This window comes from Mesorhizobium sp. Primo-A, assembly GCF_003997175.1.
GTDB classification, from domain to species: Bacteria; Pseudomonadota; Alphaproteobacteria; order Rhizobiales; family Rhizobiaceae; genus Mesorhizobium; species Mesorhizobium ciceri.
The window spans coordinates 234,607-261,206 of the sequence record NZ_RZTG01000003.1; the positions used below are offsets into that span (position 1 = coordinate 234,607).

Annotated in this window: 27 protein-coding genes and 1 tRNA gene; 7 read left to right on the forward strand and 21 right to left on the reverse strand. The window is 61.7% G+C overall.

What is annotated here, in order from left to right; genetic code table 11:
* The first annotated feature begins 43 nt into the window (after positions 1-43).
* From EOC83_RS06590 to EOC83_RS06610, 5 genes are all read left to right on the forward strand, one after another.
* Positions 44-1,381, forward strand: a complete 1,338-nt coding sequence (locus EOC83_RS06590; RefSeq protein WP_027161536.1) for a sugar ABC transporter substrate-binding protein — start codon at positions 44-46, stop codon at positions 1,379-1,381.
* Complete coding sequence (locus EOC83_RS06595; RefSeq protein WP_013531801.1) at positions 1,381-2,319, forward strand: sugar ABC transporter permease; 939 nt, start codon at positions 1,381-1,383, stop codon at positions 2,317-2,319. Before EOC83_RS06590 ends, EOC83_RS06595 begins: the two co-directional genes overlap by 1 nt.
* Positions 2,320-3,141, forward strand: coding sequence for a carbohydrate ABC transporter permease (locus EOC83_RS06600; RefSeq protein ID WP_013531802.1), 822 nt, complete (start codon positions 2,320-2,322; stop codon positions 3,139-3,141).
* 41 nt (positions 3,142-3,182) lie between these two features.
* Positions 3,183-4,244, forward strand: coding sequence for a sn-glycerol-3-phosphate ABC transporter ATP-binding protein UgpC (gene ugpC, locus EOC83_RS06605; protein WP_013531803.1), 1,062 nt, complete (start codon positions 3,183-3,185; stop codon positions 4,242-4,244).
* Positions 4,245-4,373: 129 nt separating this feature from the next.
* Positions 4,374-4,844 carry a nucleoside deaminase gene (locus EOC83_RS06610; protein ID WP_063170230.1) on the forward strand — a complete coding sequence of 157 codons (471 nt, stop codon included), beginning with the start codon at positions 4,374-4,376 and terminating at the stop codon, positions 4,842-4,844.
* A gap of 247 nt (positions 4,845-5,091) precedes the next feature.
* Here EOC83_RS06610 and EOC83_RS06615 read toward each other — a convergent pair.
* Positions 5,092-5,167 (reverse strand) — tRNA-Lys (locus EOC83_RS06615).
* A gap of 257 nt (positions 5,168-5,424) precedes the next feature.
* On the opposite strand from EOC83_RS06615, the gene EOC83_RS06620 reads away from it, so the two are divergent.
* On the forward strand, positions 5,425-5,910 hold the full coding sequence (locus EOC83_RS06620; RefSeq protein WP_063167948.1) for a BA14K family protein: 486 nt from the start codon (positions 5,425-5,427) through the stop codon (positions 5,908-5,910).
* 95 nt (positions 5,911-6,005) lie between these two features.
* Here EOC83_RS06620 and glpK read toward each other — a convergent pair whose 3' ends face one another.
* The 15 genes from glpK to EOC83_RS06695 form a co-directional block, all read right to left on the reverse strand.
* On the reverse strand, positions 6,006-7,499 hold the full coding sequence (gene glpK / locus EOC83_RS06625; protein ID WP_063167947.1) for a glycerol kinase GlpK: 1,494 nt from the start codon (positions 7,497-7,499) through the stop codon (positions 6,006-6,008).
* A gap of 200 nt (positions 7,500-7,699) precedes the next feature.
* Positions 7,700-9,427, reverse strand: coding sequence for an ABC transporter substrate-binding protein (locus EOC83_RS06630; protein WP_013531807.1), 1,728 nt, complete (start codon positions 9,425-9,427; stop codon positions 7,700-7,702).
* Between the two features lie 79 nt (positions 9,428-9,506).
* Entirely contained in the window at positions 9,507-9,800 is a 294-nt protein-coding gene (locus EOC83_RS06635) for a DUF2160 domain-containing protein (RefSeq protein WP_024503495.1), read from the reverse strand.
* Entirely contained in the window at positions 9,797-10,711 is a 915-nt protein-coding gene (locus tag EOC83_RS06640; protein ID WP_063167946.1) for a carbohydrate ABC transporter permease, read from the reverse strand. The genes EOC83_RS06635 and EOC83_RS06640 overlap by 4 nt, the downstream gene beginning before the upstream one ends.
* Before the next feature lies 1 nt (position 10,712).
* Positions 10,713-11,579, reverse strand: a complete 867-nt coding sequence (locus EOC83_RS06645; RefSeq protein WP_013531810.1) for a sugar ABC transporter permease — start codon at positions 11,577-11,579, stop codon at positions 10,713-10,715.
* Entirely contained in the window at positions 11,580-12,647 is a 1,068-nt protein-coding gene (locus EOC83_RS06650; protein WP_013531811.1) for an ABC transporter ATP-binding protein, read from the reverse strand.
* Between the two features lie 10 nt (positions 12,648-12,657).
* Positions 12,658-13,737 (reverse strand): ABC transporter ATP-binding protein, encoded by a 1,080-nt coding sequence (locus EOC83_RS06655; RefSeq protein WP_063167945.1) that lies wholly within the window; start codon positions 13,735-13,737, stop codon positions 12,658-12,660.
* Between the two features lie 42 nt (positions 13,738-13,779).
* Positions 13,780-15,306, reverse strand: a complete 1,527-nt coding sequence (glpD, locus tag EOC83_RS06660; RefSeq protein ID WP_013531813.1) for a glycerol-3-phosphate dehydrogenase — start codon at positions 15,304-15,306, stop codon at positions 13,780-13,782.
* A gap of 126 nt (positions 15,307-15,432) precedes the next feature.
* On the reverse strand, positions 15,433-16,200 hold the full coding sequence (locus tag EOC83_RS06665) for a DeoR/GlpR family DNA-binding transcription regulator (protein ID WP_013531814.1): 768 nt from the start codon (positions 16,198-16,200) through the stop codon (positions 15,433-15,435).
* 78 nt (positions 16,201-16,278) lie between these two features.
* On the reverse strand, positions 16,279-17,688 hold the full coding sequence (locus EOC83_RS06670) for an aspartate aminotransferase family protein (RefSeq protein WP_063167944.1): 1,410 nt from the start codon (positions 17,686-17,688) through the stop codon (positions 16,279-16,281).
* Between the two features lie 100 nt (positions 17,689-17,788).
* Entirely contained in the window at positions 17,789-18,520 is a 732-nt protein-coding gene (locus EOC83_RS06675; protein ID WP_013531816.1) for a peptidase, read from the reverse strand.
* 132 nt (positions 18,521-18,652) lie between these two features.
* On the reverse strand, positions 18,653-19,447 hold the full coding sequence (locus tag EOC83_RS06680; protein ID WP_063167943.1) for a transglutaminase family protein: 795 nt from the start codon (positions 19,445-19,447) through the stop codon (positions 18,653-18,655).
* Between the two features lie 85 nt (positions 19,448-19,532).
* Positions 19,533-20,474 (reverse strand): alpha-E domain-containing protein, encoded by a 942-nt coding sequence (locus tag EOC83_RS06685; protein WP_024503501.1) that lies wholly within the window; start codon positions 20,472-20,474, stop codon positions 19,533-19,535.
* Positions 20,475-20,607: 133 nt separating this feature from the next.
* Positions 20,608-22,020, reverse strand: coding sequence for a circularly permuted type 2 ATP-grasp protein (locus EOC83_RS06690; RefSeq protein WP_024503502.1), 1,413 nt, complete (start codon positions 22,018-22,020; stop codon positions 20,608-20,610).
* A 171-nt stretch (positions 22,021-22,191) separates the two neighbouring features.
* Complete coding sequence (locus tag EOC83_RS06695; protein ID WP_010909609.1) at positions 22,192-22,428, reverse strand: Lrp/AsnC family transcriptional regulator; 237 nt, start codon at positions 22,426-22,428, stop codon at positions 22,192-22,194.
* A gap of 264 nt (positions 22,429-22,692) precedes the next feature.
* Here EOC83_RS06695 and EOC83_RS06700 point away from each other — a divergent pair, with 264 nt between their 5' ends.
* The gene (locus EOC83_RS06700) at positions 22,693-23,112 is read left to right on the forward strand and encodes a DUF4864 domain-containing protein (RefSeq protein WP_063167942.1); all 420 of its coding nucleotides are present in this window, start codon (positions 22,693-22,695) and stop codon (positions 23,110-23,112) included.
* 4 nt (positions 23,113-23,116) lie between these two features.
* Here the strand turns inward: EOC83_RS06700 and tgt are convergent, their stop codons facing one another.
* Genes tgt through EOC83_RS06725 form a run of 5 tightly spaced genes read right to left on the reverse strand, consistent with a single transcriptional unit; the run spans position 23,117 to position 26,561 of the window.
* Entirely contained in the window at positions 23,117-24,247 is a 1,131-nt protein-coding gene (gene tgt, locus EOC83_RS06705; protein WP_024503503.1) for a tRNA guanosine(34) transglycosylase Tgt, read from the reverse strand.
* Positions 24,240-24,509 (reverse strand): hypothetical protein, encoded by a 270-nt coding sequence (locus tag EOC83_RS06710; RefSeq protein WP_013531822.1) that lies wholly within the window; start codon positions 24,507-24,509, stop codon positions 24,240-24,242. The genes tgt and EOC83_RS06710 overlap by 8 nt, the downstream gene beginning before the upstream one ends.
* Positions 24,499-25,587 (reverse strand): tRNA preQ1(34) S-adenosylmethionine ribosyltransferase-isomerase QueA, encoded by a 1,089-nt coding sequence (gene queA / locus EOC83_RS06715; RefSeq protein ID WP_063167941.1) that lies wholly within the window; start codon positions 25,585-25,587, stop codon positions 24,499-24,501. Before queA ends, EOC83_RS06710 begins: the two co-directional genes overlap by 11 nt.
* Positions 25,587-26,036, reverse strand: a complete 450-nt coding sequence (locus EOC83_RS06720; RefSeq protein WP_013531824.1) for a DMT family transporter — start codon at positions 26,034-26,036, stop codon at positions 25,587-25,589. Before EOC83_RS06720 ends, queA begins: the two co-directional genes overlap by 1 nt.
* A gap of 12 nt (positions 26,037-26,048) precedes the next feature.
* Complete coding sequence (locus tag EOC83_RS06725; RefSeq protein WP_013531825.1) at positions 26,049-26,561, reverse strand: peptidylprolyl isomerase; 513 nt, start codon at positions 26,559-26,561, stop codon at positions 26,049-26,051.
* Positions 26,562-26,600 lie beyond the last annotated feature (39 nt).

Below are 26,600 nucleotides of genomic sequence, written 5' to 3' on the forward strand. Positions count from 1 at the left end.
CGGTCGCGACGCATTCGACAACGACAGCAACCGGGAGGAAGAAATGTCGTCCAATCTGTTCAACCCAACCAGGAGGCAACTCCTCCAGGGAACCGCGGCACTTGCCGCCGCCGGCCTTGTGGGTGTTCGCCCAGGCTTTGCCGCGGCCGTCGACTGGAAGCGCTTTGCCGGCACGACGCTCGACGTCAATCTGGTGAAAAGCCCGCGCAGCGACACCCTGATAAAATATCTCGCCGAGTTCGAGGAGTTGACCGGGATCAAGGTCAATGCCGAGGCAACGCCTGAGCAGCAGCAGCGCCAGAAGACGGTGATCGAATTGAGCTCCGGCAAGCCGAGCTTCGACGTCGTGCATCTGAGCTACCATGTGCAGAAGCGGCAGTTCGAAAAAGGCGGCTGGCTTGCCGACATATCAGGCTATCTCGCCGACCCCACCCTTACCGATCCGGGTCTGGTCGAAAACGATTTCGCCGACGCCGGCATGCTGTTCGCCAAGGACGGTCAGGGCGTGCTGCGCTCGCTGCCCTTCTCGGTCGACTACTGGATCGTTTACTGGAACAAGGAGTTGTTCGAGGCCAAGGGCCTCAAATATCCCGAAACCTTCGAGCAGCTGGTGGCCGCGGCCGAGGCGCTGACCGACCCGTCGACCAATACTTATGGTTTCGTCGCCCGCGGCATCAAGAACGCCAACACGCCGGTGTGGACATCGCTCATGCTCGGCTACGACATGACGCCACTCGACGCTCAGGGCAAGCTGCGCACGACGTCGCCCGAGGCGATCGAGGCCGCCGGGCTCTACCAGCGGCTGATGACCAAATCCGCGCCTCCAGGCGTCACTGGCTTCAACTGGGCCGAAGCGCAGTCCGCCTTCCTGCAAGGCAAGATCGGCATGTGGTTCGATGGCGTCGGCTTTGCCCCGCCGATGGAAAATCCGGAAAAATCGCGGGTGGTCGGCAAGGTCGGCTATGGCGTCATGCCCAAGGGTCCCAAGGCGCACGCGGCTGGCACCTTCGGCGACGGTATCGGCGTGACGGCCACCAGCGAGAAGAAGGAGGCCGCCTATCTGTTCTGCCAGTGGGCAGTGTCGCCGGTCATGGGCGCGCGCCTGCTGCAGGCAGGCGCCGGCGTACCGTTCCGCAAATCGGTGCTCGAAGATCCAAAGGTGCGCGAAGGCGTCACCATGCCGGCAAGCTGGCTCGATGCGGTGGTCGGCTCCGGCAATGTGAGCCGGCTGTCGCTGCCGGTCATCATCCCGGTCACAGAGTTCCGCGACATCTACGGCGTGGCGCTGACCAATTTGATCGCCGGCGCTGATCCCGCCGAGGAGTTGAAGAAGGCTACCGACCAATTCCAGCCGGTCCTCGACAGGAGCGAGCAAGGCTGATGTCCGCCACCACCCCAGAACGCACCGGGGTGACGACGCAAGCCATCGAAGGGAGCCAGACGATCCGGCTGGCTCCCAACTACTGGCCTTTCGTCGTTCCGGCGCTCGTCGTCGTCGGCGCCGTGATCGTCTTTCCCTGGGCCTTCACGCTGTGGATGAGCGTCAACCGCTGGACGCTCGGCCAGTCGCGAAGCTTTGCCGGGATGGAGAATTATCTGCGGCTGGCGTACGACCAACGCTTCTGGGAATCGCTTCTCCATACGTTGAGCTACACCTTCCTTTCGGTTGCCGCGCCGATGTTGCTCGGCACCATCGCCGCCCTGATCTTCGACGCCAGGTTTCCGCTGCGTGGCCTGCTGCGCGGCGTCTTCGTGATGCCTATGATGGCAACGCCCGTCGCCGTGGCGCTGGTCTGGACGATGATGTTCCACCCCCAGCTCGGCGTCCTCAACTATCTTCTGTCGCTGGTCGGCATTCCGGCGCAGGAATGGATCTTCAACGCCAACACGGTCATCCCGTCGCTGGTTGCGGTCGAGACCTGGCAGTGGACGCCGCTGGTGATGCTGATCGTGCTCGGCGGCCTGGCGTCCGTGCCGCGCGAGCCGTTCGAAAGCGCCGAAATCGACGGCGCCAATGCCTGGCAGCAATTCCGCTATCTCACCTTGCCGATGATCGCGCCGTTCCTGATGATCGCGGTGATCATCCGCACCATCGACGCACTGAAGAGTTTCGACATCATCTACGCGATGACCCAGGGCGGGCCGGGCACGGCCTCGGAGACCATCAACATCTATCTCTACAACACCGCCTTCTCCTACTACGACATCGGCTATGGCTCGGCCATGGCCGTGGTGTTCTTCATCGTCATCGTCGCCCTGTCCTTCATCCTCCTGATGTTGCGCCAGCGCTCGCAGTGGATCGGCGTGGAGGGCAAATAGATGAGTTCACGACTGCTCAACCGGATCGGGCTGTTCTTCGCGGCCCTGGTCTTCGTCTCGCCGGCGATCCTGTTCTTCCTCTGGATGATCTCGCTGTCGCTGAAATTCGAGATCGACAACGGCGCCTATCCGCCGATCCTGATCCCCGAACATCTCGCCTGGTCGAACTATGCAAAAGTGTTCGAGGAGAACAATTTCCTGCTCTATCTCTGGAATTCGGTTCTGGTGACCGGCACGGCGACGCTTTTGGCGCTGCTGATCGGCGTGCCGGCCGGCTATGGCATCGCGCGGCTCAAGGCCGAGCGATCGGCGGTGGTCATCATGATCGCCCGCATGACGCCGGGGCTTTCCTATCTCATCCCGCTGTTCCTGCTGTTCCAATGGGTCGGCATTCTCGGCACGCTGTGGCCGCAGATCATCATCCATCTGGTGGTGACCGTGCCGATCGTCGTCTGGGTGATGATCGGCTATTTCGAGACCACCCCGATGGAACTGGAAGAGGCCGCCAACATCGACGGCGCCAGTTCCTGGCAGGTGTTCCGGCTGGTCGCCTTGCCCATCGCCAAGCCGGGCATAGTGGTCGCCTTTATCCTGTCCGTCATCTTCTCATGGAACAATTTCGTCTTCGGCGTGGTGCTCGCCAGCCGTGAAACGCGCACGCTGCCGGTCGCCGTCTACAACATGCTCTCCTACGAGCAAGTGAGCTGGGGGCCGCTCGCCGCCGCGGCCCTGGTGGTGACACTGCCGGTACTGGTCCTGACCATGTTCGCACAAAGGCAGATCGTCGCCGGACTGACCGCGGGCGCCGTCAAGGGCGGCTGAAGGCACGCTACGGCATCGCACTCTTTTTCGAGGAAAACCCAATGGCATCGGTCACAATCAACAACGTGCAAAAGGCTTTCGGAACGGCCAGGATTATCCACGATGTCAGCGTCGATATCGCTGACGGCGAGTTCGTCATCCTGGTCGGCCCGTCGGGCTGCGGGAAGTCGACGCTGCTGCGCATGATTGCCGGACTTGAAACGATCTCGGGCGGCAGGATCGCCATTGGCGATCGCACCGTCAACAATCTGCGGGCGCGCGACCGCAACATCGCCATGGTGTTCCAGAACTACGCGCTCTATCCGCACATGACGGTGGCCGACAATATGGGCTTTGCCCTCAAGATCAAGAAAGCCGATCCGGCCGACACCGCAAGCCGCGTCGGCAGGGCCGCCAGCATCCTGGGCCTCGACAAGCTGCTCGACCGCTATCCGCGCCAGCTCTCCGGCGGCCAGCGCCAGCGCGTCGCCATGGGCCGCGCCATCGTGCGCGACCCGCAAGTCTTCCTGTTCGACGAGCCGCTCAGCAATCTCGACGCCAAATTGCGCGTCCAGATGCGCGGCGAGATCAAGGCGTTGCACCAGCGGCTGGGCACCACCACCATTTACGTCACGCATGATCAGATCGAGGCCATGACCATGGCCGACAAGATCGTCGTGCTGCATGACGGCCTTGTCGAGCAGATCGGTGCGCCGCTCGACCTCTATGACCGTCCGGCCAATCTGTTCGTTGCCGGCTTCATTGGCTCGCCGGCCATGAACTTCATTGCCGGCCGCGTCGAGGAAGGCGTTTTCCGCAGCGCCAGTGGGCTGACCCTGCCGCTGCCGGAAGGCATCAACCTGGCAAAAATTCCCGTGGGTGAACTCATCTACGGCATCCGTCCCGAACATATCCGAGCAACGATTTCCCAGGGTATTGCCGGCACGATCGTGCTTCTGGAAGCCACGGGTTCGGAAATCTTCGCCAGGGTCGACTGCGCCGGCGAGGAAATCTCCTGCCTGTTCCGGGAGCGGCTTGCGCTGAAGCAAGGCGCGCAGATGCGCATCGAGATCGACCGCGCCTGTGCTCATCTGTTCGACGCCAAGACCGGTCGGCGATTCTAGCGCAAAGGTCTGATATCCCGGCGCAAAGGTCTCAAGCCACGGTTCGCTCTTGCCACTCGCATCGCTTGGCAGCAATCTCGGATCAAAGAGCCGCTCATCGGGTGGATGTCGGCGTCCCGGGGTTTTGCCATGACACGCGATCAGATGCTCGCCCACCTTCGATCCGCCGACGCGGTCGCGCGCGAGGCGGCGGCACATGGGCATCATCCCTTTGGTTGCGTTCTGGTCGGGCCGGATGACCGCGTGCTGATGCGGCAGGGCAATCTCGACACGGTGCGCCATGCCGAGACGGAGCTCGCCCGCCGCGCCGCGGCTGCCTACGCGCCGGAGTTCCTGTGGCAATGCACGCTGGTCTCAACCTTCGAGCCGTGCGCGATGTGCGCCGGCACGATGTATTGGGCCAATATCGGGCGGCTGGTTTACGGGGTCGAGGAGACCGAACTCCTGGCGCTCACCGGGGATCACGCGGAGAATCCGACGATGAGCCTCTCTTCGCGCACCGTCCTCGGCTCCGGCCAGAGAAAGATCGAGGTCTTTGGCCCCTTCCCCGAAATCGCCGACGAGATGCTCGCACCGCACCGCGATTTCTGGAAGCGCTGACGGCTTCGTCCCGGCCGGTAAGGTCGATCAATGGCAGCAGTGACTGTCGGATCGCGGTGGGAGCCGCCGCCGCCGTTCAACAAAATCAAAGACTTGTAGAATCAACGATCCGAAGTCGGACGATCTTGTCATGCGTTGCCCGTGGCGAGATCCTTGAGAAGGGCGTGCAGGCCGTGAAAACTCGGACAGTCGCTGCTTTCTCAAAGACTCAAAGGCCCTAAGTGGCTGATATTTAATGCTAAAACAATGGTGAGCGCGATGGGATTCGAACCCATGACCTACTGATTAAAAGTCAGTTGCTCTACCGGCTGAGCTACGCGCTCCCGCGGGCGAAAGGCGGCCCTCGAAATTGCGCGGAACATAGGGAGAGTGCCTCGACCGGTCAACCGGAAAAAGAGGTCTCGCAAACACGGGCGGCTTCGCCCTGTCGCGGCACTTGTCCCACGCGCTGTCGGGGGGAGAACGGCCAAGGAACGCTGCCATTTATGCCTGACGGTGGCATCCAGTCTGGGGAACAATTGTATGCGCCGCTCGTTTTTCGGGCACAGGGACGTCCGCCAAACCATCGAGGAGAAGACCAATGAACAGAATCACAACGAGCCTGCTGGCGACCGCTCTCTCCGCCACATTCGTTGCGGCGGAGGCGGTGTCGGTTAATGCCCAACCGAACTATGTGCCGCAGTCCCAGGTCGCGGTGCCGGATGTACAGACAGTCCAGTACCGGGAGTGGCGCAAGGACCGCTACAATCGCAATTTTTCGCGTGACCGCAGTTTTTCGCGTGACCGCAATTTTTCCCGCAATCGCGGCATGTATTGGAACGGCCATCGGGGCTATCGTGAATATCGCCCCGGCTACCGTCGTCACGGCGATTATTGGTTCCCGCTTGCGGCCTTCGCTACCGGCGCGCTGATTACCGGGGCAATCATCAACAACGAAAACAACCGCGTCTATGAAGGCAATGCGCATGTGCGATGGTGCTACGACCACTACCGCAGCTACCGTGCTTCGGACAACACGTTCCAGCCGAATTACGGCCCCCGCAGGGAGTGCCGCTCGCCTTATTGATGTGGGTGAGTGGGAGTAATTGATAGTGCTGCATTGAAGGCCCATGCCAGAAGTGGCGCGGGCCTTTCTTTTCGGTCACCCCTGCCAACTGAGGCCTATGGCGTGCTCAGCGTCCGGCGCACAGCATCGCGCCAACCAGCAAGTTTGGCTGCGCGCGCAGAGCCATCCATGGCCGGCTGGAACCTCCGCTCCAGCGCCCAGCTCTTCGCGAATTTCTTGGCATCCGGCCACACGCCTGCCTTCGACCCGGCGAGCCACGCGGCACCCAGCGCCGTCGTCTCCAGGATGGTCGGACGGTCGACCGGCGCGTCGAGGATGTCGGCCAGCCTCTGCATGGTCCAGTCCGACGCAACCATGCCGCCGTCGACCCGCAGCACGGTCTTGGCCGAAGCTCCCTTCCAGTCCTTTCGCATGGCGTCGAGCAGGTCGCGCGTCTGGTAGGCGACGGATTCGAGTGCGGCGCGGGCGAATTCCGCCGGCCCGGAATTGCGCGTCAGCCCGAAAATGGCGCCGCGTGCCTCGGCGTCCCAATGCGGCGCGCCGAGCCCGACGAAGGCCGGCACCAGGTAGACGTTTTGCGTTGGATCAGCCTCGGCAGCCAGCTTGCCGCTTTGCTCGGCCTTGCCGATCACCTTGATGCCGTCGCGCAGCCATTGGACCGCGGCGCCGGCAATGAAGATCGAGCCCTCCAGCGCATAAGTGGTCTTGCCGTTCAGCCTGTAGGCAATAGTGGTCAAGAGCCGGTTCTTCGAACGCACAAGGTCGCTGCCGGTGTTGAGCAGCGCAAAGCAGCCCGTGCCGTAGGTGGATTTCATCATGCCCGGCTCGAAACAGGCCTGGCCGATGGTCGCCGCATGCTGGTCGCCGGCAACACCGAGGATTCTTATCTCGGCGCCGAAGAGATTTTTCTCCGTGATTCCATAGTCATCGGCGCAGTCCTTTACCTCGGGTAGCATTTTCGCCGGGATGTTCAGTATCGACAGCAGTTCGTTGTCCCAGGCATTTTTCTCGATATTGTAGACCAGCGTGCGCGACGCGTTGGTGGCATCCGTGGCGTGGACCTTGCCGCCGGTCAGCCGCCAGATCAGAAAGCTGTCGATGGTGCCGGCGAGCAACTCGCCTTTCTCGGCACGACGCCGCGCCCCTTTTACCTTGTCCAGCATCCAGGCGATCTTGGTACCGGAAAAATACGGATCAAGCAGCAGGCCGGTTTTTTTGGTGAACTTTTTCTCCAGTCCCTGCTTCTTCAGTTTCTGGCACAGCGGCGTGGTGCGCCGGTCCTGCCAGACAATGGCATTGTGGATCGGCTTGCCGGTCGCCTTGTCCCAGATGACGATGGTCTCGCGCTGATTGGTGATGCCGAGCGCGGCCACTTCGGATGCAGCCCGGCCGGCCTTCTTCAGCGCCGCCTTCACGGTCGTCACCACGCTCGCCCAGATGTCTTCGGGATCGTGCTCGACCCAGCCGGAGGCCGGATAGTGCTGGATGAATTCCCTCTGCCCGCTGCCGGCGACCTTCATATCGCCGTCGAACAGGATCGCCCGGGTCGAAGTCGTGCCCTGGTCGATGGCAAGGATGTATCCGGTCATTCTGCTTCCCCGCTTAATGCATGTCGCCCAAAGGTGACCTCGGTTTTGGGAGAACGACATGCACAAAAACAAAGACCTAAAGCGCGTTGCATGAATCCGTCTCAACGCGACGCGCTTTAGTCTTTTGCACAAACAGGGGAGACGGCAAGATGCCGCCTCCCCCTATTCTCATGATGCTGGCGCGAGCGCCGACACCAAGGCTACTTCTGCCAGCTCTTCACCAGTTCGTCGTAGTTGATGGTGATCGGCTTTTCCTTCTCGTTCTCGATCTTCAACTGAGGAGCGAGATTGCCCTTCTTGACCGCGTCGGCGTTCCAGTAGGCGAGGTCATGCTCTTCGGCCATCTTCGGGCCGATATCGCCCTGAACGCCCGACTTCTCGATGCGGCTCATGACCTTTTCCTGTTCGCCGCAGAGCGAGTCCATCGCTTCCTGCGCGGTCTTGGCGCCCGACGACGCATCGCCGATCGCCTGCCACCAGAGCTGTGCCAGCTTCGGATAGTCAGGCACGTTGGTGCCGGTCGGCGACCACTGAACGCGGGCCGGCGAACGGTAGAACTCGATCAGGCCACCGAGCTTCGGAGCCCGCTCGGTGAAGCTCTTGTCGTGGATCGTGCTCTCGCGGATGAAGGTCAAGCCGACATGGCTCTTCTTCACGTCGACTGTCTTCGAGGTGACGAACTGCGCGTAGAGCCAGGCGGCCTTGGCGCGGTCGGTCGGGGTCGACTTCATCAGCGTCCAGGAGCCGACGTCCTGATAGCCGAGCTTCATGCCGTCCTTCCAGTAGACGCCATGCGGCGACGGCGCCATGCGCCACTTCGGCGTACCGTCGTCGTTCAGCACCGCCTTGGCGCCGGCATCGACCATCGAAGCGGTGAAGGCGGTGTACCAGAAGATCTGCTGGGCAACCGCGCCCTGCGCCGGAACCGGGCCGGATTCGGAGAAGGTCATGCCCTGGGCTTCCGCCGGAGCGTAGGCCTTCAGCCAGTCGAGGTATTTCTGTATCGAGTAGACGGCGGCCGGGCCATTGGTGTCGCCCCCGCGCGCCGTGCAGGAGCCGACCGGACGCGAATTCTCGTCGACCTTGATGCCCCACTCATCGACCGGCAGACCGTTCGGCAGGCCCTTGTCGCCATTGCCGGCCATCGACAGCCAGGCGTCGGTGAACCGCCAGCCGAGCGACGGGTCCTTCTTGCCGTAGTCCATGTGGCCATAGACCTTCTTGCCGTCGATCTCGCGGCCGGTGAAGAACTCGGCGATGTCCTCATAGGCAGACCAGTTGACGGGAACGCCAAGGTCGTAGCCGTACTTGGCCTTGAAGTCCGCCTTGTTCTTCTCGTCGTTGAACCAGTCGTAACGGAACCAGTAGAGGTTCGCGAACTGCTGGTCGGGAAGCTGGTAGAGCTTCTTGTCCGGAGCGGTCGTGAACGAGGTGCCGATAAAATCCTTCAGGTCGAGGTTCGGGTTGGTGACATCCTTGCCCTCGCCCGCCATCCAGTCGGTCAAATTGCGCACCTGCTGGTAGCGCCAGTGGGTGCCGATCAGGTCGGAATCGTTGACCCAGCCGTCATAAAGGTTCTGGCCCGTCTGCATCTGGGTCTGGATCTTCTCGACGACGTCGCCTTCCTGGATGACGTCATGCGTGATCTTGATGCCGGTGATGGCGGTAAAGGCCGGCGCCAGCACCTGCGATTCATACTGGTGCGTGGCGATGGTTTCCGAAACGACCTTGATGTCCATGCCGGCGAAAGGCTTCGCGGCATCGATGAACCACTGCATTTCGGCTTCCTGGCCAGCGCGGTCGAGCGTCGAGAGCGGGCCGATTTCCTTGTCCAGGAAAGCCTTTGCCTCGTCCATCCCGGCATAGGCATTGCCCACGCCCAGCAACAGGACAAGGGCCGTCGTTGATGTTAAAAATTGCCTTCGCATGTGTTTCCTCCACAGTTTTAAGGTTCAAGTGCGATCTGGAGCGGCCGCCGGCACGCGGTCGCTCCAACAGTTTCCCCCTCTATACGTAGCGGAACACGCCAATGGCGTAGACCACGGAGAGAGCGAGAGCCCACCACAGGTTGGATCCGACAAGACCCAACCAAGCGAGATGGATAAAGGCGCTGCCAAGCAGCGACAGGAAAAGACGGTCGCCGCGCGTTGTCTCGAAGCGCAGCACGCCGACGCGCGGATTGCCGCCCGGCGAAGCGTATTCCCAAGCCGCCATGCCGCACAGCAGCAGAAGGATGGTCCCGAAAAAGGCCGCCGTCGGCCACGTCCACGCCATCCAGGTGAGGTCGAAATTCATCGTCAAACCCTCCCCAGGGCGAAGCCCTTGGCGATATAATTGCGCACAAACCAGATGACGAGCGCGCCGGGGATCAACGTCAGCACGCCGGCGGCGGCGAGCAGGCCCCAGTCCATGCCAGCGGCCGAAACCGTGCGGGTCATGGTGGCGGCGATCGGCTTGGCGTCGGTGGTGGTCAGCGTGCGGGCAATCAACAGTTCCACCCAGGAGAACATGAAGCAGAAGAAGCAGGCCACGCCAATGCCGCTGGCGATCAGGGGCATGAAGATCCTGACGAAGAAGCGCGGGAACGAATAGCCGTCGATATAGGCGGTTTCGTCGATTTCCTTCGGCACACCCGACATGAAGCCTTCGAGGATCCACACCGCCAGCGGCACGTTGAACAGGCAGTGCGCCAGCGCCACCGCAATGTGCGTGTCGATCAGGCCGAAGGCCGAATAGAGCTGGAAGAACGGCAGCGCGAACACCGCCGGCGGCGCCATGCGGTTGGTCAGCAGCCAGAAGAACAGGTGCTTGTCGCCGAGGAAGCGGTAGCGCGAGAAGGCGTAGGCTGCCGGCAGCGCGGCAGCCACCGAAATCACCATATTCATCACCACATAGGTGATCGAGTTGATGTAGCCCGAGTACCAGGAGGCGTCGGTGAAGATGGTGACGTAGTTGGCGAGCGTCGGCTGGTGCGGATAGAGCGTCAGCGAGGAGACGATCTCGGCATTGGTCTTGAAGCTCATATTAATGAGCCAGTAGATCGGCAGCAAAAGCACGACGATGTAGACCGTCGGCACGATCCACCACCAGCGCGATTCCTCGCCGCGTTTGCGCATCAGCCGGGCGACCTGATCCTGCGAGAGTGTGCTCGCCAGTTTGCCCGCTGCTGTGGTCTCGCTCACTCTATCGGCTCTTTCGTTGGCGCCGGTCATCTCAGCGCTCCGCGTCGTAGTTGGTCATCACGGTGTAGAAGACCCATGACAGCAGAAGGACGATGAGGAAGTAGACCAGCGACATGGCTGCGGCCGGACCGAGGTCGAACTGGCCGAGCGCGGTCTTGACGAGGTCGATCGACAGGAATGTCGTCGAGTTGCCGGGACCGCCTCCCGTCACCACGAAGGGTTCGGTATAGATCATGAAGCTGTCCATGAAGCGAAGCAGCACGGCGATCAGCAGCACCCTGTTCATCTTCGGCAGCTGGATGTAGCGGAACACCGCCCAGCGCGAGGCGCCATCGATCTTGGCCGCCTGATAGAAGGCATCCGGAATGGAGACCAGGCCGGCATAGCAGAGCAGCACGACGAGGCTGGTCCAGTGCCAGACATCCATGATGATGACGGTGACCCAGGCATCGAACGGGTCCTGCACATAGTTGTAGTCGATGCCGAGCGCGTTGACGTAGTAGCCGAGCAGACCGATGTCGTTGCGGCCGAAGACCTGCCAGATGGTGCCGACGACGTTCCACGGAATCAGCAGCGGCAGCGCCATGAGCACCAGGCAGACCGGCACGCCCCAGCCCTTTTTCGGCATGTTGAGCGCGATGAAGATGCCGAGCGGCACTTCGATCGCCAGGATGATGAAGGAGAAGATCAGGTTGCGGACCATCGCTTCCCAGAAGCGGCTGGAAGACAGCAGTTCCTCGAACCACTCGGTGCCGGCCCAGAAGAAGACGTTGTTGCCGAACGTGTCCTGCACCGAATAGTTGACGACGGTCATCAGCGGGATGACCGCCGAGAACGCCACCAGCACCAGCACCGGCAGCACCAGGAACCAGGCCTTGTTGTTCCAGGTCTTTTCCATCTATGCCCCCATCTCGACGCGCCAGGAATCGGCATAGATGTTGATGCCGGCCGGCTCGAACCGCACCTTCGGATCGGCTGGCACGGTCTCGTCCTCGCCGATGACGGCCGCAATCTCGCGGCCTTCGAGCTTGGCGCGGACCACCTTGTGGCGGCCGAGATCCTCGACCTTGCTGACCTGCACGGCCATGCCGTCGCGGCCAAGCCGGACATATTCGGGACGGATGCCGAGTTCGATGGCGCCGCTGCCCGCTTTTGGCGCGCCCGGCAGTTCGATGCGCTGCGAGCCGAGCGTCGCCGTCTTGCCGTCGATGGCCACCGGCATGACGTTCATGCCGGGCGAGCCGATGAAATAACCGACAAAGGTATGGCGTGGCCGTTCGAACAGTTCGGCTGGCGTGCCGATCTGGACGATGCCGCCGTCATACATGACCACGACCTGGTCGGCGAAGGTCAGCGCCTCGGTCTGGTCGTGGGTCACATAGACCATGGTGTAGCCGAAGCGGCGGTGCAGCTGCTTCAGCTGCGAGCGCAGCACCCATTTCATATGCGGGTCGATGACGGTCAGCGGCTCGTCGAACAGGATGGCGTTGACGTCGGAGCGCACCAGCCCGCGGCCGAGCGAGATCTTCTGCTTCTGGTCGGCGGTCAGGCCCCTCGCCTTCTTCTTCGCCCAGGACGCCAGGTCGATCATCTCCAGCGTCTCGCGCACCTTGCGGTCGACATCGGCTTCCGGCACGCCGCGATTGCGCAGCGGGAAGGCCAGATTGTCGTAGACGGTCATGGTGTCGTAGATGACCGGGAACTGGAACACCTGCGCGATATTGCGCTCCTGCGTCGACAAATTGGTCACGTCCTTGCCGTTGAACAGCAACTGACCGTGCGACGGGTGCAGCAATCCCGAAATGATGTTGAGCAGCGTGGTCTTGCCGCAGCCCGATGGCCCGAGCAGCGCATAGGCGCCGCCGTCCTCGAAGGTGTGGTGCACTTCCCTGAGCGCGAAATCGGCATCCTTCCGAGGGTTCGGCAGATAGGAATGCCTGACATGGTTGACGTCTATGCGTGCCATATCTTTCCCCTCAAGCCGCCAGCTTCGGCGCGGCCACGGCACGGCCGTGCTCGTCGAAGACCATGATGTGGCGCGGATCGATGAACACCTCGACCTCGGCGTCGGGTTCGAAGTCGCGGATGCCGTGGGTCAGCATGACCCAGCGCGCGTCCGCGAAATCGAGATGGATGAAGCTTTCCGAGCCGGTGATCTCGGTGATCGTCACCTTGGCGCGCACCGGCACAGCGGCGGCATTGGGCTGATCGAGCGACAGGTGATGCGGCTGAAAACCGACCGTGTACATGGCATCGGCAATGCCGGCGAGATCGGCGGGCACCGGCAGTTTGACCCCACCCTCGAGCAGGAAATCCCCACCTTTCTTGGCCAGCACGATGGTGTTGAGCGGCGGGTCGGCGAAAGTCTTGGCCGTCACCAGATCGACCGGTTTGCGGAACACGTCGATGGTCGGTCCGAACTGGGTGATGCGCCCTTCGGAAAGCGTCGCCGTGTTGCCGCCGAGCAGCAGCGCTTCGTGCGGCTCGGTCGTGGCGTAGACGAAGATGGTGCCGGCGGCGGCGAAGATCCTGGGCAATTCGGCGCGCAGTTCCTCGCGCAATTTGTAGTCGAGATTGGCGAGCGGTTCGTCGAGCAGCACCAGGCTGGCGTTCTTGACGATGGCGCGCGCCAGTGCGGTGCGCTGCTGCTGGCCACCGGACAGGCTCAGCGGCGTGCGGTCGAGATAGGGCGTCAGCTTGAGAAGTGCTGCGGCATGGCGCACTTCCTTGTCGATCTTCGCCTGATCGGTTCCCGCCACCCTGAGCGGCGAGGCGATGTTCTCATAGACGGTCATCGCCGGATAGTTGATGAACTGCTGGTAGACCATGGCGATCTTGCGCTTCTGCACCGGCACGCCGGTGACATTCTGGCCGTCGAACCAGATCGAACCGGAGGTCGGCACGTCGAGGCCGGCCATCAGCCGCATCAGGCTGGTCTTGCCGGATAGCGTCGGTCCGAGCAGGACATTGAGCGAGCCGTGCTGGAGCGTCAGCGACACATCGCTTATATGCGCGACCGCACCGACCGTCTTGGTGACGTTTCTCAGTTCCAGCATGACGCCTCCTCCCAGGCCTTCCGCATCAGCTCAAACCCCTCTTCATTCGGCAGCCGCGACATGGCGCCGGCTTATGCCGTGCATGAATTCATCGAGAGCCGCCACCTGCTCGCGGCTGAGATGCAGACCGCGCTTGGTACGGCGCCACAATACATCTTCCGATGTGACGGCCCATTCGTTTTGAACGAGATAGCGCACCTCGGCCTCGTAGAGATCGGCGCCGAAGTTGCGGCCGAGATCGACGTTCGATTTGGCCAGCCCCAACAGCATCCTTGCGCGGGTGCCGTAGAGCCGGGTCAGCCGGCGAGCCAGGCGCGCGTCGAGGAACGGATAGGCGGTCTTCAGTTTCGCCACTTCGGCATCGAAACCGGTGGCCGGGAAATCGCCGCCCGGCAACGGCGCGTTTGCCGTCCACGGCTTGCCGCGTTTACCCAGAAAACCCTCGATCTTTTCCAGCATCGATTCCGACAGCCGGCGATAGGTGGTGATCTTGCCGCCAAAGGCGTTGACGATCGGGGCGGCGCCCTCGCCGCCATCGGCCTTGAGCACATAGTCGCGCGTCGCTTCCTGCGCCTTGGAGGCTCCGTCATCATAGAGCGGACGGACGGCCGAATAGGTCCAGACGATGTCCGAACGCTTGACGGCTTCAGCGAAATATTCGCTTGCCGCGGCGCAGAGGTAGTCGATCTCGGTGTCGCTGATCCTCACGTCATGCGGATCGCCGGGGTAATCCTGGTCCGTGGTGCCGATCAGGGTGAACTCTTCTTCGTAGGGAATGGCGAAGATGATGCGACCATCCCTGTTCTGGAAGAAATAGGCGCGCGGATCGTCGAACTTCCTGGCGATGACGATGTGGCTGCCCTGCACGAGGCGGACATTGTGCACATCGTTGAGGCCGACGACGCCGGAAAGCACATGATCGACCCAGGGTCCAGCGGCATTGACCAGCAGGCGCGCCTTGATCTCCTCGGTCTCGCCGGTCTGCAGATCCTCGACCTGGACCGTCCACAAGCCGTTTTCGCGGCGCGCGCCGGTCACTTTCGTGCGGGTGCGGACCGTTGCGCCGCGGTCGGCGGCATCACGTGCGTTCAGCGCCACCAGCCGCGCGTCATTGACCCAGCCATCCGAGTATTCGAAGGCCTTCTTGAATAGCGGCTTCAAAGGCTTGCCGGCCGGATCCCTGGCCATGTCCAGCGTCCGGGTCGCCGGCAGCAATTTGCGCCCGCCAATGTGGTCGTAGAGGAAGAGACCGAGCCTGATCAGCCAGGCCGGGCGCAGGCCCTTGGCATAGGGCAGCACGAAGCGCATCGGCCAGATGATGTGCGGCGCGTTCTTCCACAGAACCTCGCGCTCCATCAGCGCTTCGCGCACCAAGCGGAATTCGTAGAATTCGAGGTAGCGCAGGCCGCCATGGATCAATTTGGTCGAGCCCGAGGAGGTCCCGCTGGCGAGGTCGTTCATCTCGGCGAGAAAGACGGAAAAGCCACGCCCGACGGCGTCGCGGGCGATACCGCAGCCATTGATGCCGCCGCCTATGACGAAAATGTCACGGATCGGAGATGCGTCCACAAATTCCTCCAGCGATTTCGCATTGCACCATTTTTGGGCTTTTACGAAACCGTGTCGGAATTATTTCGAAATGATAACGAATGTCAAACGAAATATCACGGGCGCGTGATATCAGCTGAAAACCGCCTAGGCGAGCGACGTCTCGATCAGCTGAACCTCGGCCTCCTGGCAGATCTTGCGCACCGAGGGGATGTCGCAGCGGTCGGTGATGAAGGTGTTGACCTGCGACAGATGGCCGATGCGCACCGGTGCGGTTCGCTCGAATTTGGTCTGGTCGGAAACCAGGATGACATGCCTTGCATTGGCGATGATCGCCTGCGCCACCTTGACCTCGCGAAAATCGAAGTCGAGCAAGGCCCCGTCATGGTCGATGGCGGATGCGCCGATCACCGCGTAATCGACCTTGAACTGCCTAATGAAATCGACCGCCGCCTCGCCGACCACACCGCCATCGGAACCGCGCACGACACCACCGGCGATCACCACTTCGATCGACGGATATATCCGCATCCTATTGGCAACATTGATGTTATTGGTGATGACCATGAGACCGTTGTGATCGAGCAACGCCTTGCTGACCGACTCGGTCGTGGTGCCGATGTTGATGAACAGCGAGGCGTTGTCGGGGATCAGCCTGGCTGCCGCACGGCCGATCGCCTCCTTCTCGTCGGCGGCAATCTTGCGTCTCGCCTCATACTCCATGTTCTCGATGCCGGAGGGGTACAGCGCGCCGCCATGGATGCGCGAGAGCAGCCGCTGATCGCACAAATCGTTGAGGTCCTTGCGTATGGTCTGCGGCGTCACATTGAAGTGGTTGGCCAGATCATCGACCAGCACGCGGCCGTGATCCTTGGCCATCTGGATAATCTCGGCATGGCGCGGCGACAGATACATGGGCAACCTCCCGTTTTCGTTTTTCTTGTCTATAGTCGAAAACGAAACCGATGAAAAGGCATAAGCCGGCTAACGAAATCAGCGACCCAGGCCACGTGCGATTTCAGTAATCACCACAAAAGCCGTTTCGACATCGGCGGCGGTCGCCTCGAACTGTCCGACCTGGAACCGGATTGCGATCAGTCCATCAACCTTCGTCTGCGTCAGGTAGATGCGGCCATCGTCGTTGATCGCATTGACAAGGCGCAGATTGTGCTCGTCCCCGTCGGTTGCGGTCTTGTGCCGGAACGAGAACAACGACAGCATCGGTTCGCTGACGATCTGGAAATCCGGCTCCCTTGCCAGCCGCGCCGCCAGCCCTTCGCTCCACGCGACATGATTGCGGATCATCGTGCGCAGGCGTTCCAGGCCATGGGCGCGCAGCAGGAACCATAATTTCAACGCGCGAAATCGCCTGCCGAGCGGTACCGACCATTCGGAATAGTTGATGATGCCGTCATGACCGTGCGTCTTCAGATAATCCGGCTTGATGGCCAGCGTCCTGACATGGCTTTCAGGGTCGCGCAGGAACTGGATCGAGCAGTCGAACTGAGCGCCCAGCCATTTGTGCGGATTGAAAACGATCGAATCGGCGCCTTCGACGCCTGTCCAGAAATGCCGATATTCCGGACAGATCATCGCCGATCCCGCCCAGGCGGCATCGACATGGAGATAAAGCCCATGCCGCCGTGCCACCTCGGCAACCGCAGCAATGTCGTCGGTGCCGCCAGTGCTGGTGCCGCCGACGCAAGCGATGATGCCCGCCGGCAGCATGCCGGCTTCCCGGTCGGCGACGATTGCCGCCTCGAGCGCGGCCGTGTCCATGGCGCGAAAGCGGCCGCTGACGGGAATGCGCACGAGATTGTCCTCGCCGATGCCGGACACCCAGATCGCCCGGTCGATCGACGTGTGCACCTGGTCGGAGGAGTAGATGCGCAGCCGCGCCTGCCCTGCCAGGCCCTGTTTGTTGCCTTGCCAGTCGAGTGCCCGTTCGCGCATGGTCAGCACCGCGGCCAACGTCGCCGATGAGGCTGAATCCTGGATTACGCCCGAGAAGCCTTCCGGCAGACCGAGCGCCTGGCGCATCCAGTCGACGGTGCGCGTTTCGAGTTCGGTCGCCGCCGGCGACGTCTGCCACAGCATGCATTGCGCGGCCATCGCCGAAACCAGATATTCCGCCACCACCGAAACCGGCGCCGCATTGGCCGGGAAATAGGCGAAGAAGCGCGGATGCTGCCAATGGGTCATTCCCGGCAGGATCTTCTCTTCGAAATCGGCGAAGATCCGGTCCATCGGTTCGGCGTCTTCGGGCGGCGAAACCTCGATGCTTCTAGAAATGGCGCCGGGTTCTACCAGTGGCCGCACGGGGCGGTCGCGCAGATTGTTGCGATAGTCAACGCCCCAGTCGGCGGCGCGCCGCGACCATTGCCGGAAATCATCATTGTTCATCCTGTCCTCCCGACATGATCCATCGCTACCATCCGTCGCGGTTGGTCTCTTATTAATTAACGCGTGAAATATATGCAACCAGCAAGAGATGCCGCACGCCTTAGCCAGGGAAATCCGGCAGGCTGGCAAAAGCCGTCTTCAGCGCATTCGACCAGCCATCGGAGATCGTGCGGTAATACTGGTCGTCCTGGCCGATCCGCTTCTTCAATCCGACCTTGAAAGCGTCCTTCTCCAGGAAGAGCAGGTCGAGCGGCAAGCCGACAGACAGGTTCGACTTCAACGTCGAATCGAACGACACCAAAAGCAGCTTCACCGTCTCGGCGAGGCTCATCGTCTTTTCGTAGGCGCGGATGATGATCGGCTTGCCGTATTTGGTCTCGCCTATCTGGAAGAACGGCGTGTCATCGGTCGATTCGATGAAATTGCCTTCGGGATAGATCATGAACAGGCGCGGCTCGCTGCCCTTGATCTGACCGCCGAGGATGAAGGACGCATTGAAATAGGAATCCGCCTTCTCGCCAGCGGGTGACGAATTGGCGATGACCTCCTTGACCGTGTCGCCAACAATGCGGACCGTTTGGTACATCGACGGCGTTTCGAGCAGTGTGGAATGTCTTTCGGAGATTGCCTTGGTGCGCTCGTCAAGCAGGCTGACCACGGCCTGCGTCGTCGCCAGATTGCCCGCCGACATCAAAACGATGACGCGTTCGCCCGGCTCTTCCCAGACATGCATCTTGCGAAAGGTGGAGATGGAATCCATGCCTGCATTGGTGCGCGTGTCGGACATGAACACGAGCCCGCGATCGATCTTCAGGCCAACGCAATAGGTCATGGAATCTCTTCTAGAGCAATTCCAGGAAAAGTGTGAAGCGGTTTTCCGTCCGGAATTGCGTTAAAACAAAGGGATAGAGCGGTTCGGGGTTCCTTGAAACGATGAACCGCTCGGCAGCAATCTTGCGGAGGATTACTGCTCCACCGTGACGGTGACCGCAAGCTGTTCTTCCGCCTGTCCCAGCCGAATTCCCGACACCGGCGTGGCGTCGCGGTAATCGCGGCCCGTCGCCACCTTTACATAGCGCTCGTCGGGCGAGATGCCATTGGCGGCATCGAAGGCAACCCAGCCGAGACCCGAAACATGCGCTTCGGCCCAGGCATGGCTGGCCGCCTGCTCGACCGTCGCATCCAGCATCAGATAGCCGCTGACATAGCGGGCCGGAAAGCCCATGGCACGGGCGGCGGCGGCAAAGATATGGGTATGATCCTGGCAGACCCCGGTCTTGAGCGCCAAGGCTTCCTCCGCCGGCGTCGTCGCATTGGTCGTGCCGGGCGTGTAGGCGACGCGCTCTCCGATGACAGCCGTCAGCCGGTGCAGCCGTTCGATGTCGCTGCCCTTGCCAACCGATGCGGCGAGTTCGCGGATACCGCTGCCGATCACCGTCAATGGTGTCTCATGGCTGTACAGCCAGAGCGGCGTGAAGCCCTGGTGTGGCCCCGAGACGCCCGCGGTGTCGCGCGTCACCACTTCGCCCGACGCCTCCACCGTGATGAAGTCGCGCTCGCCCTCGACGCTCAACAGCCTTGTGTCGTTGCCGAAATGGTCGACAAAGCGGACCTCTTCGCGCGCGCCTTCGATCGCCAGAGCCCAGGACAGAACGGTCTGCGTCGACCCGCTGACTGGAAGCAGCCGCAGCCGCTGCAACAGATAGTGCACCGGCGTATCGTAACGGTACTCAGTTCGGTGGGTAATCTTCAGCCGCATGCTTCTATTCCGTTTGTGAGCGCGATCTCCGGACAAACGGTTTCCGTTTGTCTAAGAAAACCGGCTCCACCTTTCGGGACCATGCTCAATTGAACCGATAATCTTGTGCGATTTCGTCGCCCAGCTTGGTGTTGTCGCGAATGAAATTGGCCAGGAATTCATGCAGCCCGGTATCGAAGATATCCTTGATCGACCCGGCTCTCAGCATTGTCTGCGTCTTCTCGGCCGTTGCGTGGCAGGCATGGCGCTCGCCGTAATCGTCGCCGAGGAATTTCAGATGCTCCGACAGGAAGCGATAGCAGAACATCAGCGAACGCGGCATGCGGACATTGAGGATCAGATAGTCGGCAATGTTGGTCGGCTTGTAATCAGCATCGTAGACCCAGCGATAGGAGCGATGCGCCGAGACCGAACGCAGGATCGATTCCCACTGATAATTGTCGAGCGTCGAGCCAACCCAGGAGATCGACGGCAGCAGCACATAATATTTCACGTCGAGGATGCGCGCCGTGTTGTCGGCGCGCTCGACGTAAGTGCCGAGTTGCGAGAAGTCGAAGATCTCGTTGCGCAGCATGGTGCCGTAGAACGAGCCGCGGATCAGCGCCGTCTCGCGCTTGATGGCGTCGAGCACGCTTGGCAGGTCGCGCTCGTCGATCGGCTTGGCCAGCATCCGCTTCAGCGCCATCCAGGCTTCGTTGATGCTTTCCCAGGTCTCGCGCGTCAGCGCGGTGCGCACCATGCGGGCATTGTTGCGGGCTGTCTCGATGGACGACATCGTGCTCGATGGGTTCGACGTGTCGCGCAACAGGAAGTCGGCGACATTGGCGGCGGTATAGTCGGAATATTTCTGGCTGAAGGTGACGTCGGAACCAGCGCTGAGCAGCACCGAATTCCACTCTTCCGAGGCGCTTTGGGTGCGGGTCAGCGCCATGCGCAGGCCGGCATCGACCAAGCGCGCCATGTTTTCCGCCCGCTCGATATAGCGGTTCATCCAATAGAGCCCGTTTGCGGTGCGGCCTAAAAGCATGAAGTGGCCCTTCGGGCTAGTGAGTAGCGAATAGTGAGCAGTGAATATTAAGCAATTGAATCTCAATGAAATATGGCATTTCCTGTCCCTCTATTTCCGCTACTGACTACTGACTATTCCCTACTCACTCGTCTCAATCATCCAACACCCAAGTATCTTTCGTCCCGCCGCCCTGCGACGAGTTCACAACCAGCGAACCTTCCTTCAACGCGACGCGTGTGAGGCCCCCAGGCACGATCTGGATGCGGTCGGAGACCAGCACATAGGGCCTGAGATCGACGTGGCGCGGCGCCAGCCCTTTTTCCGTCAGGATCGGGCATGTCGACAGCGCCAGCGTCGGCTGGGCAATATAATTCGATGGCTTGGCCGCCAACTTCTTGGCGAAGGTCTCGCATTCCTTCTTGGTTGCCGCAGGCCCGACCAGCATGCCGTAGCCGCCGGAACCGTGCACTTCCTTGATCACCAGCTCGTCGATGTGTTCGAGCACGTATTTCAGGCTGTCGGGCTCCGAGCAGCGCCAGGTCGGAATGTTGCCCAGGATTGCCTTGCGACCGGTGTAGAACTCGATGATCTCGGGCATGTAGGAATAGATCGCCTTGTCGTCGGCTATGCCGGTGCCCGGCGCATTGGCGATGGTGATGTTGCCGGCGCGATAGACATCCATGATGCCGGGTATGCCGAGAGCGGAATCCGGACGGAACGTCAGCGGGTCGAGGAAAGAATCATCGACGCGGCGGTAGAGCACATCGATCTGCTTGTAGCCTTCCGTCGTGCGCATGGCGACATGGCCGTCGACCACGCGCAGGTCCTGGCCTTCGACCAGTTGCACGCCCATCTGGTCGGCAAGGAAGGCGTGTTCGAAATAGGCGGAATTGAAGCTGCCGGGCGTCAGCACCGCAATGGTCGGCGCACCTTTGGTGCTTTGCGGCCGCACCGCCGCCAGCGACTGGCGCAGAAGCTGCGGGTAGTTTTCCACCGGCCGCACCTTGATCTTCTGGAACAGCTCGGGGAACAGCTGCATCATCGTCTCGCGGTTCTCCAGCATGTAGGAGACGCCGGACGGCGTGCGCGCATTGTCCTCCAGCACGTAGAACTCGTCCTCCGAGATGCGGACGATGTCGACGCCGATGATGTGGGTATAGACGCCGGCCGGCGGCCTGACCCCGATCATCTCCGGCAGGAATGCCTCATTCCTGGCGATCAATTCCCTGGGTACGCGCCCTGCCCGCAGGATTTCCTGGCGATGGTAGATGTCGTCGAGGAAGGCGTTCAGCGCCTGCACGCGCTGCTCGATGCCCTGCGTGAGGCGCCGCCATTCATTGCCTGAAATGATGCGGGGAACGATGTCGAACGGGATCAGCCGCTCGGAGGCTTCTTGCTCACCATAGACGGCGAAGGTGATGCCGGTCTTGCGGAAGACGCGTTCAGCGTCCTGCATCTTCTCGGTCAGCCTGGCTGGATCCTGCTCCTTCAGCCAGCGATCATACGCCGAATACGGTCTTCTCAATCCGGAGACTTCCGGAAGCATTTCATCGAACGCTGCCAATCGCATACTCCCCTGTGACGCCATTTCACTGGCGTCGCCGGAGAAAATCAAGCGCAATCGGTGATTTGGGAGATACGGGCGATCAGTATGTTGCGCCTGCCTAAAATTGAGGCAGCTGAAATATGACCTTGATCAGCCTTTGCCTCGTGCCCGGGCAAATGCGTTTACCGGCTAGAAAGCACGGAACGTGACGACGGTGAACGTGTCCTTGATGCCGGGGAGAATCTGCACCTTTTCGTTGACGAAATGGCCGACGTCTTCCTCGTCGTCGACATAGAATTTGGCGAGCAGATCGTAGTTGCCGGCGGTGGAGTAGATTTCCGAGGCGATCTCGGCATCGGCAAGCGCGCTGGCAACCTCATAGGATTTGCCGAGCTCGCATTTGATCTGCACGAAAAACGCCTTCATGGCTTCGTCCCGCTAAACGTCCAAGTCCAGCGGCCCTTCTGGCAGACTGGAGGCGGGCTTTCAAGCGCTGGAATCCGTACTCTGCCGGCCCAGGCCTGGGCTGCGACCTGCCGCAGCTCTCCGCCAGCATGCAACCTGCCGCCGAGCGCCAGCGATTATTCGCGATCGCTGAAACCGCGATGCGCTGCCAAGCGTATGTTATGATGCGTCTTCGGACAGCACCATTTCAAGGGAAGATGTTTCGCGGGACAACGGAGACAGGCCATGCGCCGCGCCTTTTTCGCATTCGCAGTCGTTCCATTCCTCTGCGTGTCGTCGGCATTGGCCGGCGATGCCGAGATCAAGGCAGGCCAGTCCGTCATCGACGGTCAGCTAAAGGCCCTCATCGCCAATGACGGCGCCACCGCCTACAGCTTCGCCGCCCCGAATGTGAAGCGGATCTTCCCGACCGTCGATGCCTTCATGAACATGGTGACCAACGGCTATCCGCCGGTGCGCAAGCCGCAGACTTATTCCTTCGGCAAGGTCGAGGAGACCGGTCCGGGTTCGATCGTCCAGCAGGTGCTGATCGTCGGCCCCGATGGCAAGGATTACGAGGCGGTCTATACGCTGCAGCAGCAGCCCGACGGCACGTTCCAGATCACCGGCTGCAGCCTGCGCGCCTCGAATTCGCTCAGCACTTGAGGCCTTACAGCAACGGGATATCGCCCCTCGCCCAGCCCTCGGTGATTTCGGCGCCGCGCGCCTCGAAGGTGCCAGCCTCGATCGCAGCGCGGATGTCCTGCATCAGTTTCTGGTAGTAGGACAGGTTGTTCCACGTCAAAAGCATGGCGCCGAGCGCTTCCTGCGAGCGCACCAGATGATGCAGATAGGCGCGTGAGTAGTCACGGGCGGCCGGGCAGTCGCTTTCCTCGTCGAGTGGGCGCGGATCGTCAGCATGGCGGGCGTTGCGCAGATTGACCTTGCCGCGCCTTGTATAGGCGAGGCCGTGGCGGCCGGCCCGTGTCGGCATCACGCAGTCGAACATGTCGATGCCGCGCGCCACCGACTTCAGGATATCGTCAGGCGTGCCGACGCCCATCAGATAGCGCGGTTTGTCCGCCGGCAGCTCCGGACAGGTGATGTCGAGCATCTCGAGCATCACCGCTTGCGGTTCGCCGACGGCCAGGCCGCCGACCGCATAGCCCTTCAACTCCATCGCGCTCAGCGCCTGCGCCGATCGCACCCGCAGCGCTGCGTTGTCGCCGCCTTGCACGATGCCGAACATCGCCTTGCCCGGCTGGTCGCCGAACGCCGTCTTGCAGCGCTCGGCCCAGCGCAGCGACAGCTCCATGGCGCGCTCGATCTCCTTCATTTCGGCCGGCAGCGCCGTGCATTCGTCGAGCTGCATCTGGATATCGGAATCGAGCAGCCCCTGAATCTCGATCGACCGCTCCGGCGACATCTCGTAGGCGGCGCCATCGATATGCGAGCGGAAGGTGACGCCCTTTTCGGTCAGCTTTCTCAGCTTCGACAGCGACATGACCTGGAAACCGCCACTGTCGGTCAGGATCGGATGCGGCCAGCGGGCGAATTCATGCAAGCCGCCGAGCCGCGCCACACGCTCGGCGCCTGGCCGCAGCATCAGATGGTAGGTGTTGCCAAGGATGATGTCGGCGCCGACGCCGCGCACCTGGTCCATATACATCGTCTTGACGGTACCGCCGGTGCCGACCGGCATGAAGGCTGGCGTGCGGATTTCGCCGCGCGGCATGTCGATCACGCCGCGCCGCGCCTTGCCGTCGATTGCCAGAACCTTGAAGCTGAACTGCTTAGCCATTGAATTCCTTGTCGTGGACCGGGGCGTCCGGCGCCTGCTTGTCGAGCGACTGGCGGTAGTGGATGCAGCCGCGCATGAATTTTGGCCAGGGCGGCACGGCGATCGATGGTTCGGTTTTTTCCGGCAGCAGGTCCCACAGATCGGGGTGATGCCAGCACAATTCATGGCCGGTGGAATCGCGGTGCTGGCGAATGCCGGCGCGCAGTTTTTTCACTTCCGCGATCAGCGCATCGCGGTCAAAGGCTTGCAGATCATCGTCCATCGCTCGTCTCCGCTCGGAAAAGCAGGCTTGCGTCGCCATAGGAATAGAATCTGTAACGGTTCTCGATCGCATGGGCATAGGCCGCGCGCATCGTGTCGAGGCCGCTGAAGGCCGAAACCAGCATGAACAGAGTCGAGCGCGGCAGATGGAAATTGGTCATCAGCATGTCGGCGGTGCGAAAACAGTAGCCGGGCGTGATGAAGATATCGGTCGGGCCGGACCACGCAGCCAGAGTACCGTCCTCACGCGCCGCACTCTCCAGCAGACGCAGCGAGGTCGTGCCGACAGCAACGATGCGCCCGCCCCTTGCTCTTGCGGCATTCAGGGCGTCCGCAGTGGCTTCGCTGACCGACCCGGTCTCGGCATGCATCTTGTGGTCGGCGGTGTCGTCCGCCTTGACCGGCAGGAACGTACCGGCGCCGACATGCAAGGTGACGAAGCGGCGTTCGACGCCTTTGGCGTCAAGCGCTGCAAAAAGCTCCGGCGTGAAATGCAGGCCCGCTGTCGGAGCCGCGACGGCGCCTTCCTCGCTTGCATAGATGGTCTGGTAATCGGCCCGGTCGCGTTCGTCGTCGTCGCGTTTCGAGGCGATATAGGGCGGCAGCGGAATATGGCCTACCGCGTGCAGCGCCTCGTCGAGGAACGGCCCCGACAGGTCGAAGCCAAGCAGCGCCTCGCCGCCCTCGCCTTTCTCGATCACCGTGGCGTCGAGCTGACCGAGGAAACAGGAATTGCCGTCATGGCCGAAATGGATGCGGTCGCCGGCGGCAATGCGCTTGCCCGGCCTCATGAAGGCCAGCCAGCGGTCCGGCGCCATGCGCATATGCAGCGTGGCTTCGACCTGCGCCGTCGCCTCGCCCCGCCGCCTTATGCCTTTGAGCTGCGCCGGAATGACTTTGGTGTCGTTGAACACCAGCACGTCGCCGGCCCTGAGCAAGGACGGCAGGTCGCCAACCGTCCGGTCCTCGAGCCCTTCGCCGGGCTTGACCAGAAGCATCTTGGCGCTGTCACGCGGCTGCGCCGGGCGGAGCGCGATGCGCTCCTCCGGCAAGTCGAAGTCAAAGACATCGACGCGCATCAGTAGAGCCGGACGAGCAGCGCTCCGGCCAAGAGCAGCACCGCGCCGGCAACGCGGCCGAGCGAGATTTCACGCACCGCGACGCCGAGGAAGCCGACGCGGTCGATGAGCATGCCGGCCAGCAACTGGCCGGCGACCAGAAACGCCATCAGCGCGGCAGCACCTATGCGTGGCGTCAGGATCGTCGACAGCGTGACATAGAAACCGCCGAGCATGCCGCCGGCCACGAACAGCCAGGGCGCCGGCGCTTTCCAGTCGAGCGAGATGCCTTGCAGCTTCACCACCGTAACGGAGATAATGCCGAGCACGATCGCGCCCGACAGGAACGAAAACGCAGCCGCCGCGACTGGGAGACCCAGGCCGCGCGCCAGCTGCGAATTGATCGGCGCCTGAATGGCAATGAAGGCGCCGGATAGGATGCCGAGAAGCGACCAGACGACGCCCATCATTGTCGTTTGCCCTTACTTGACGTCGGCCGCGACCTTCAGCGACACGATCTTGTCGGGATCCTGCACCGGCTCGCCGCGCTTGATCTTGTCGACATTGTCCATGCCTTCGATGACCTGGCCCCAGACCGTGTACTGGCGGTTGAGGAAGGCGGCATCGTCGAAGCAGATGAAGAACTGCGAATTGGCCGAGTTCGGGTTCTGCGAACGGGCCATCGAGCAGGTGCCGCGGCCATGGTTGGCGTTGGAAAATTCGGCCTTCAGGTCCGGCTTCTCAGAGCCGCCCATGCCCGCGCGGGACGGCGCGAAGGAAGGCTTGCTCGAATTGCCGAACTTGACGTCGCCGGTCTGGGCCATGAAGCCTTCGATGACGCGGTGGAAGACCACGCCGTCATAGGCGCCTTCCCTAGCCAGTTCCTTGATGCGGGAGACGTGGCCCGGCGCCAGGTCGGGGAAAAGTTCGATGACGACCGTGCCCTTGGTCGTTTCCATGATGAGCGCGTTCTCGCGGTCCTTGATTTCGGCCATGTCAGATATCCTTTTGAGAAAACAGAGTTATTTGACAAT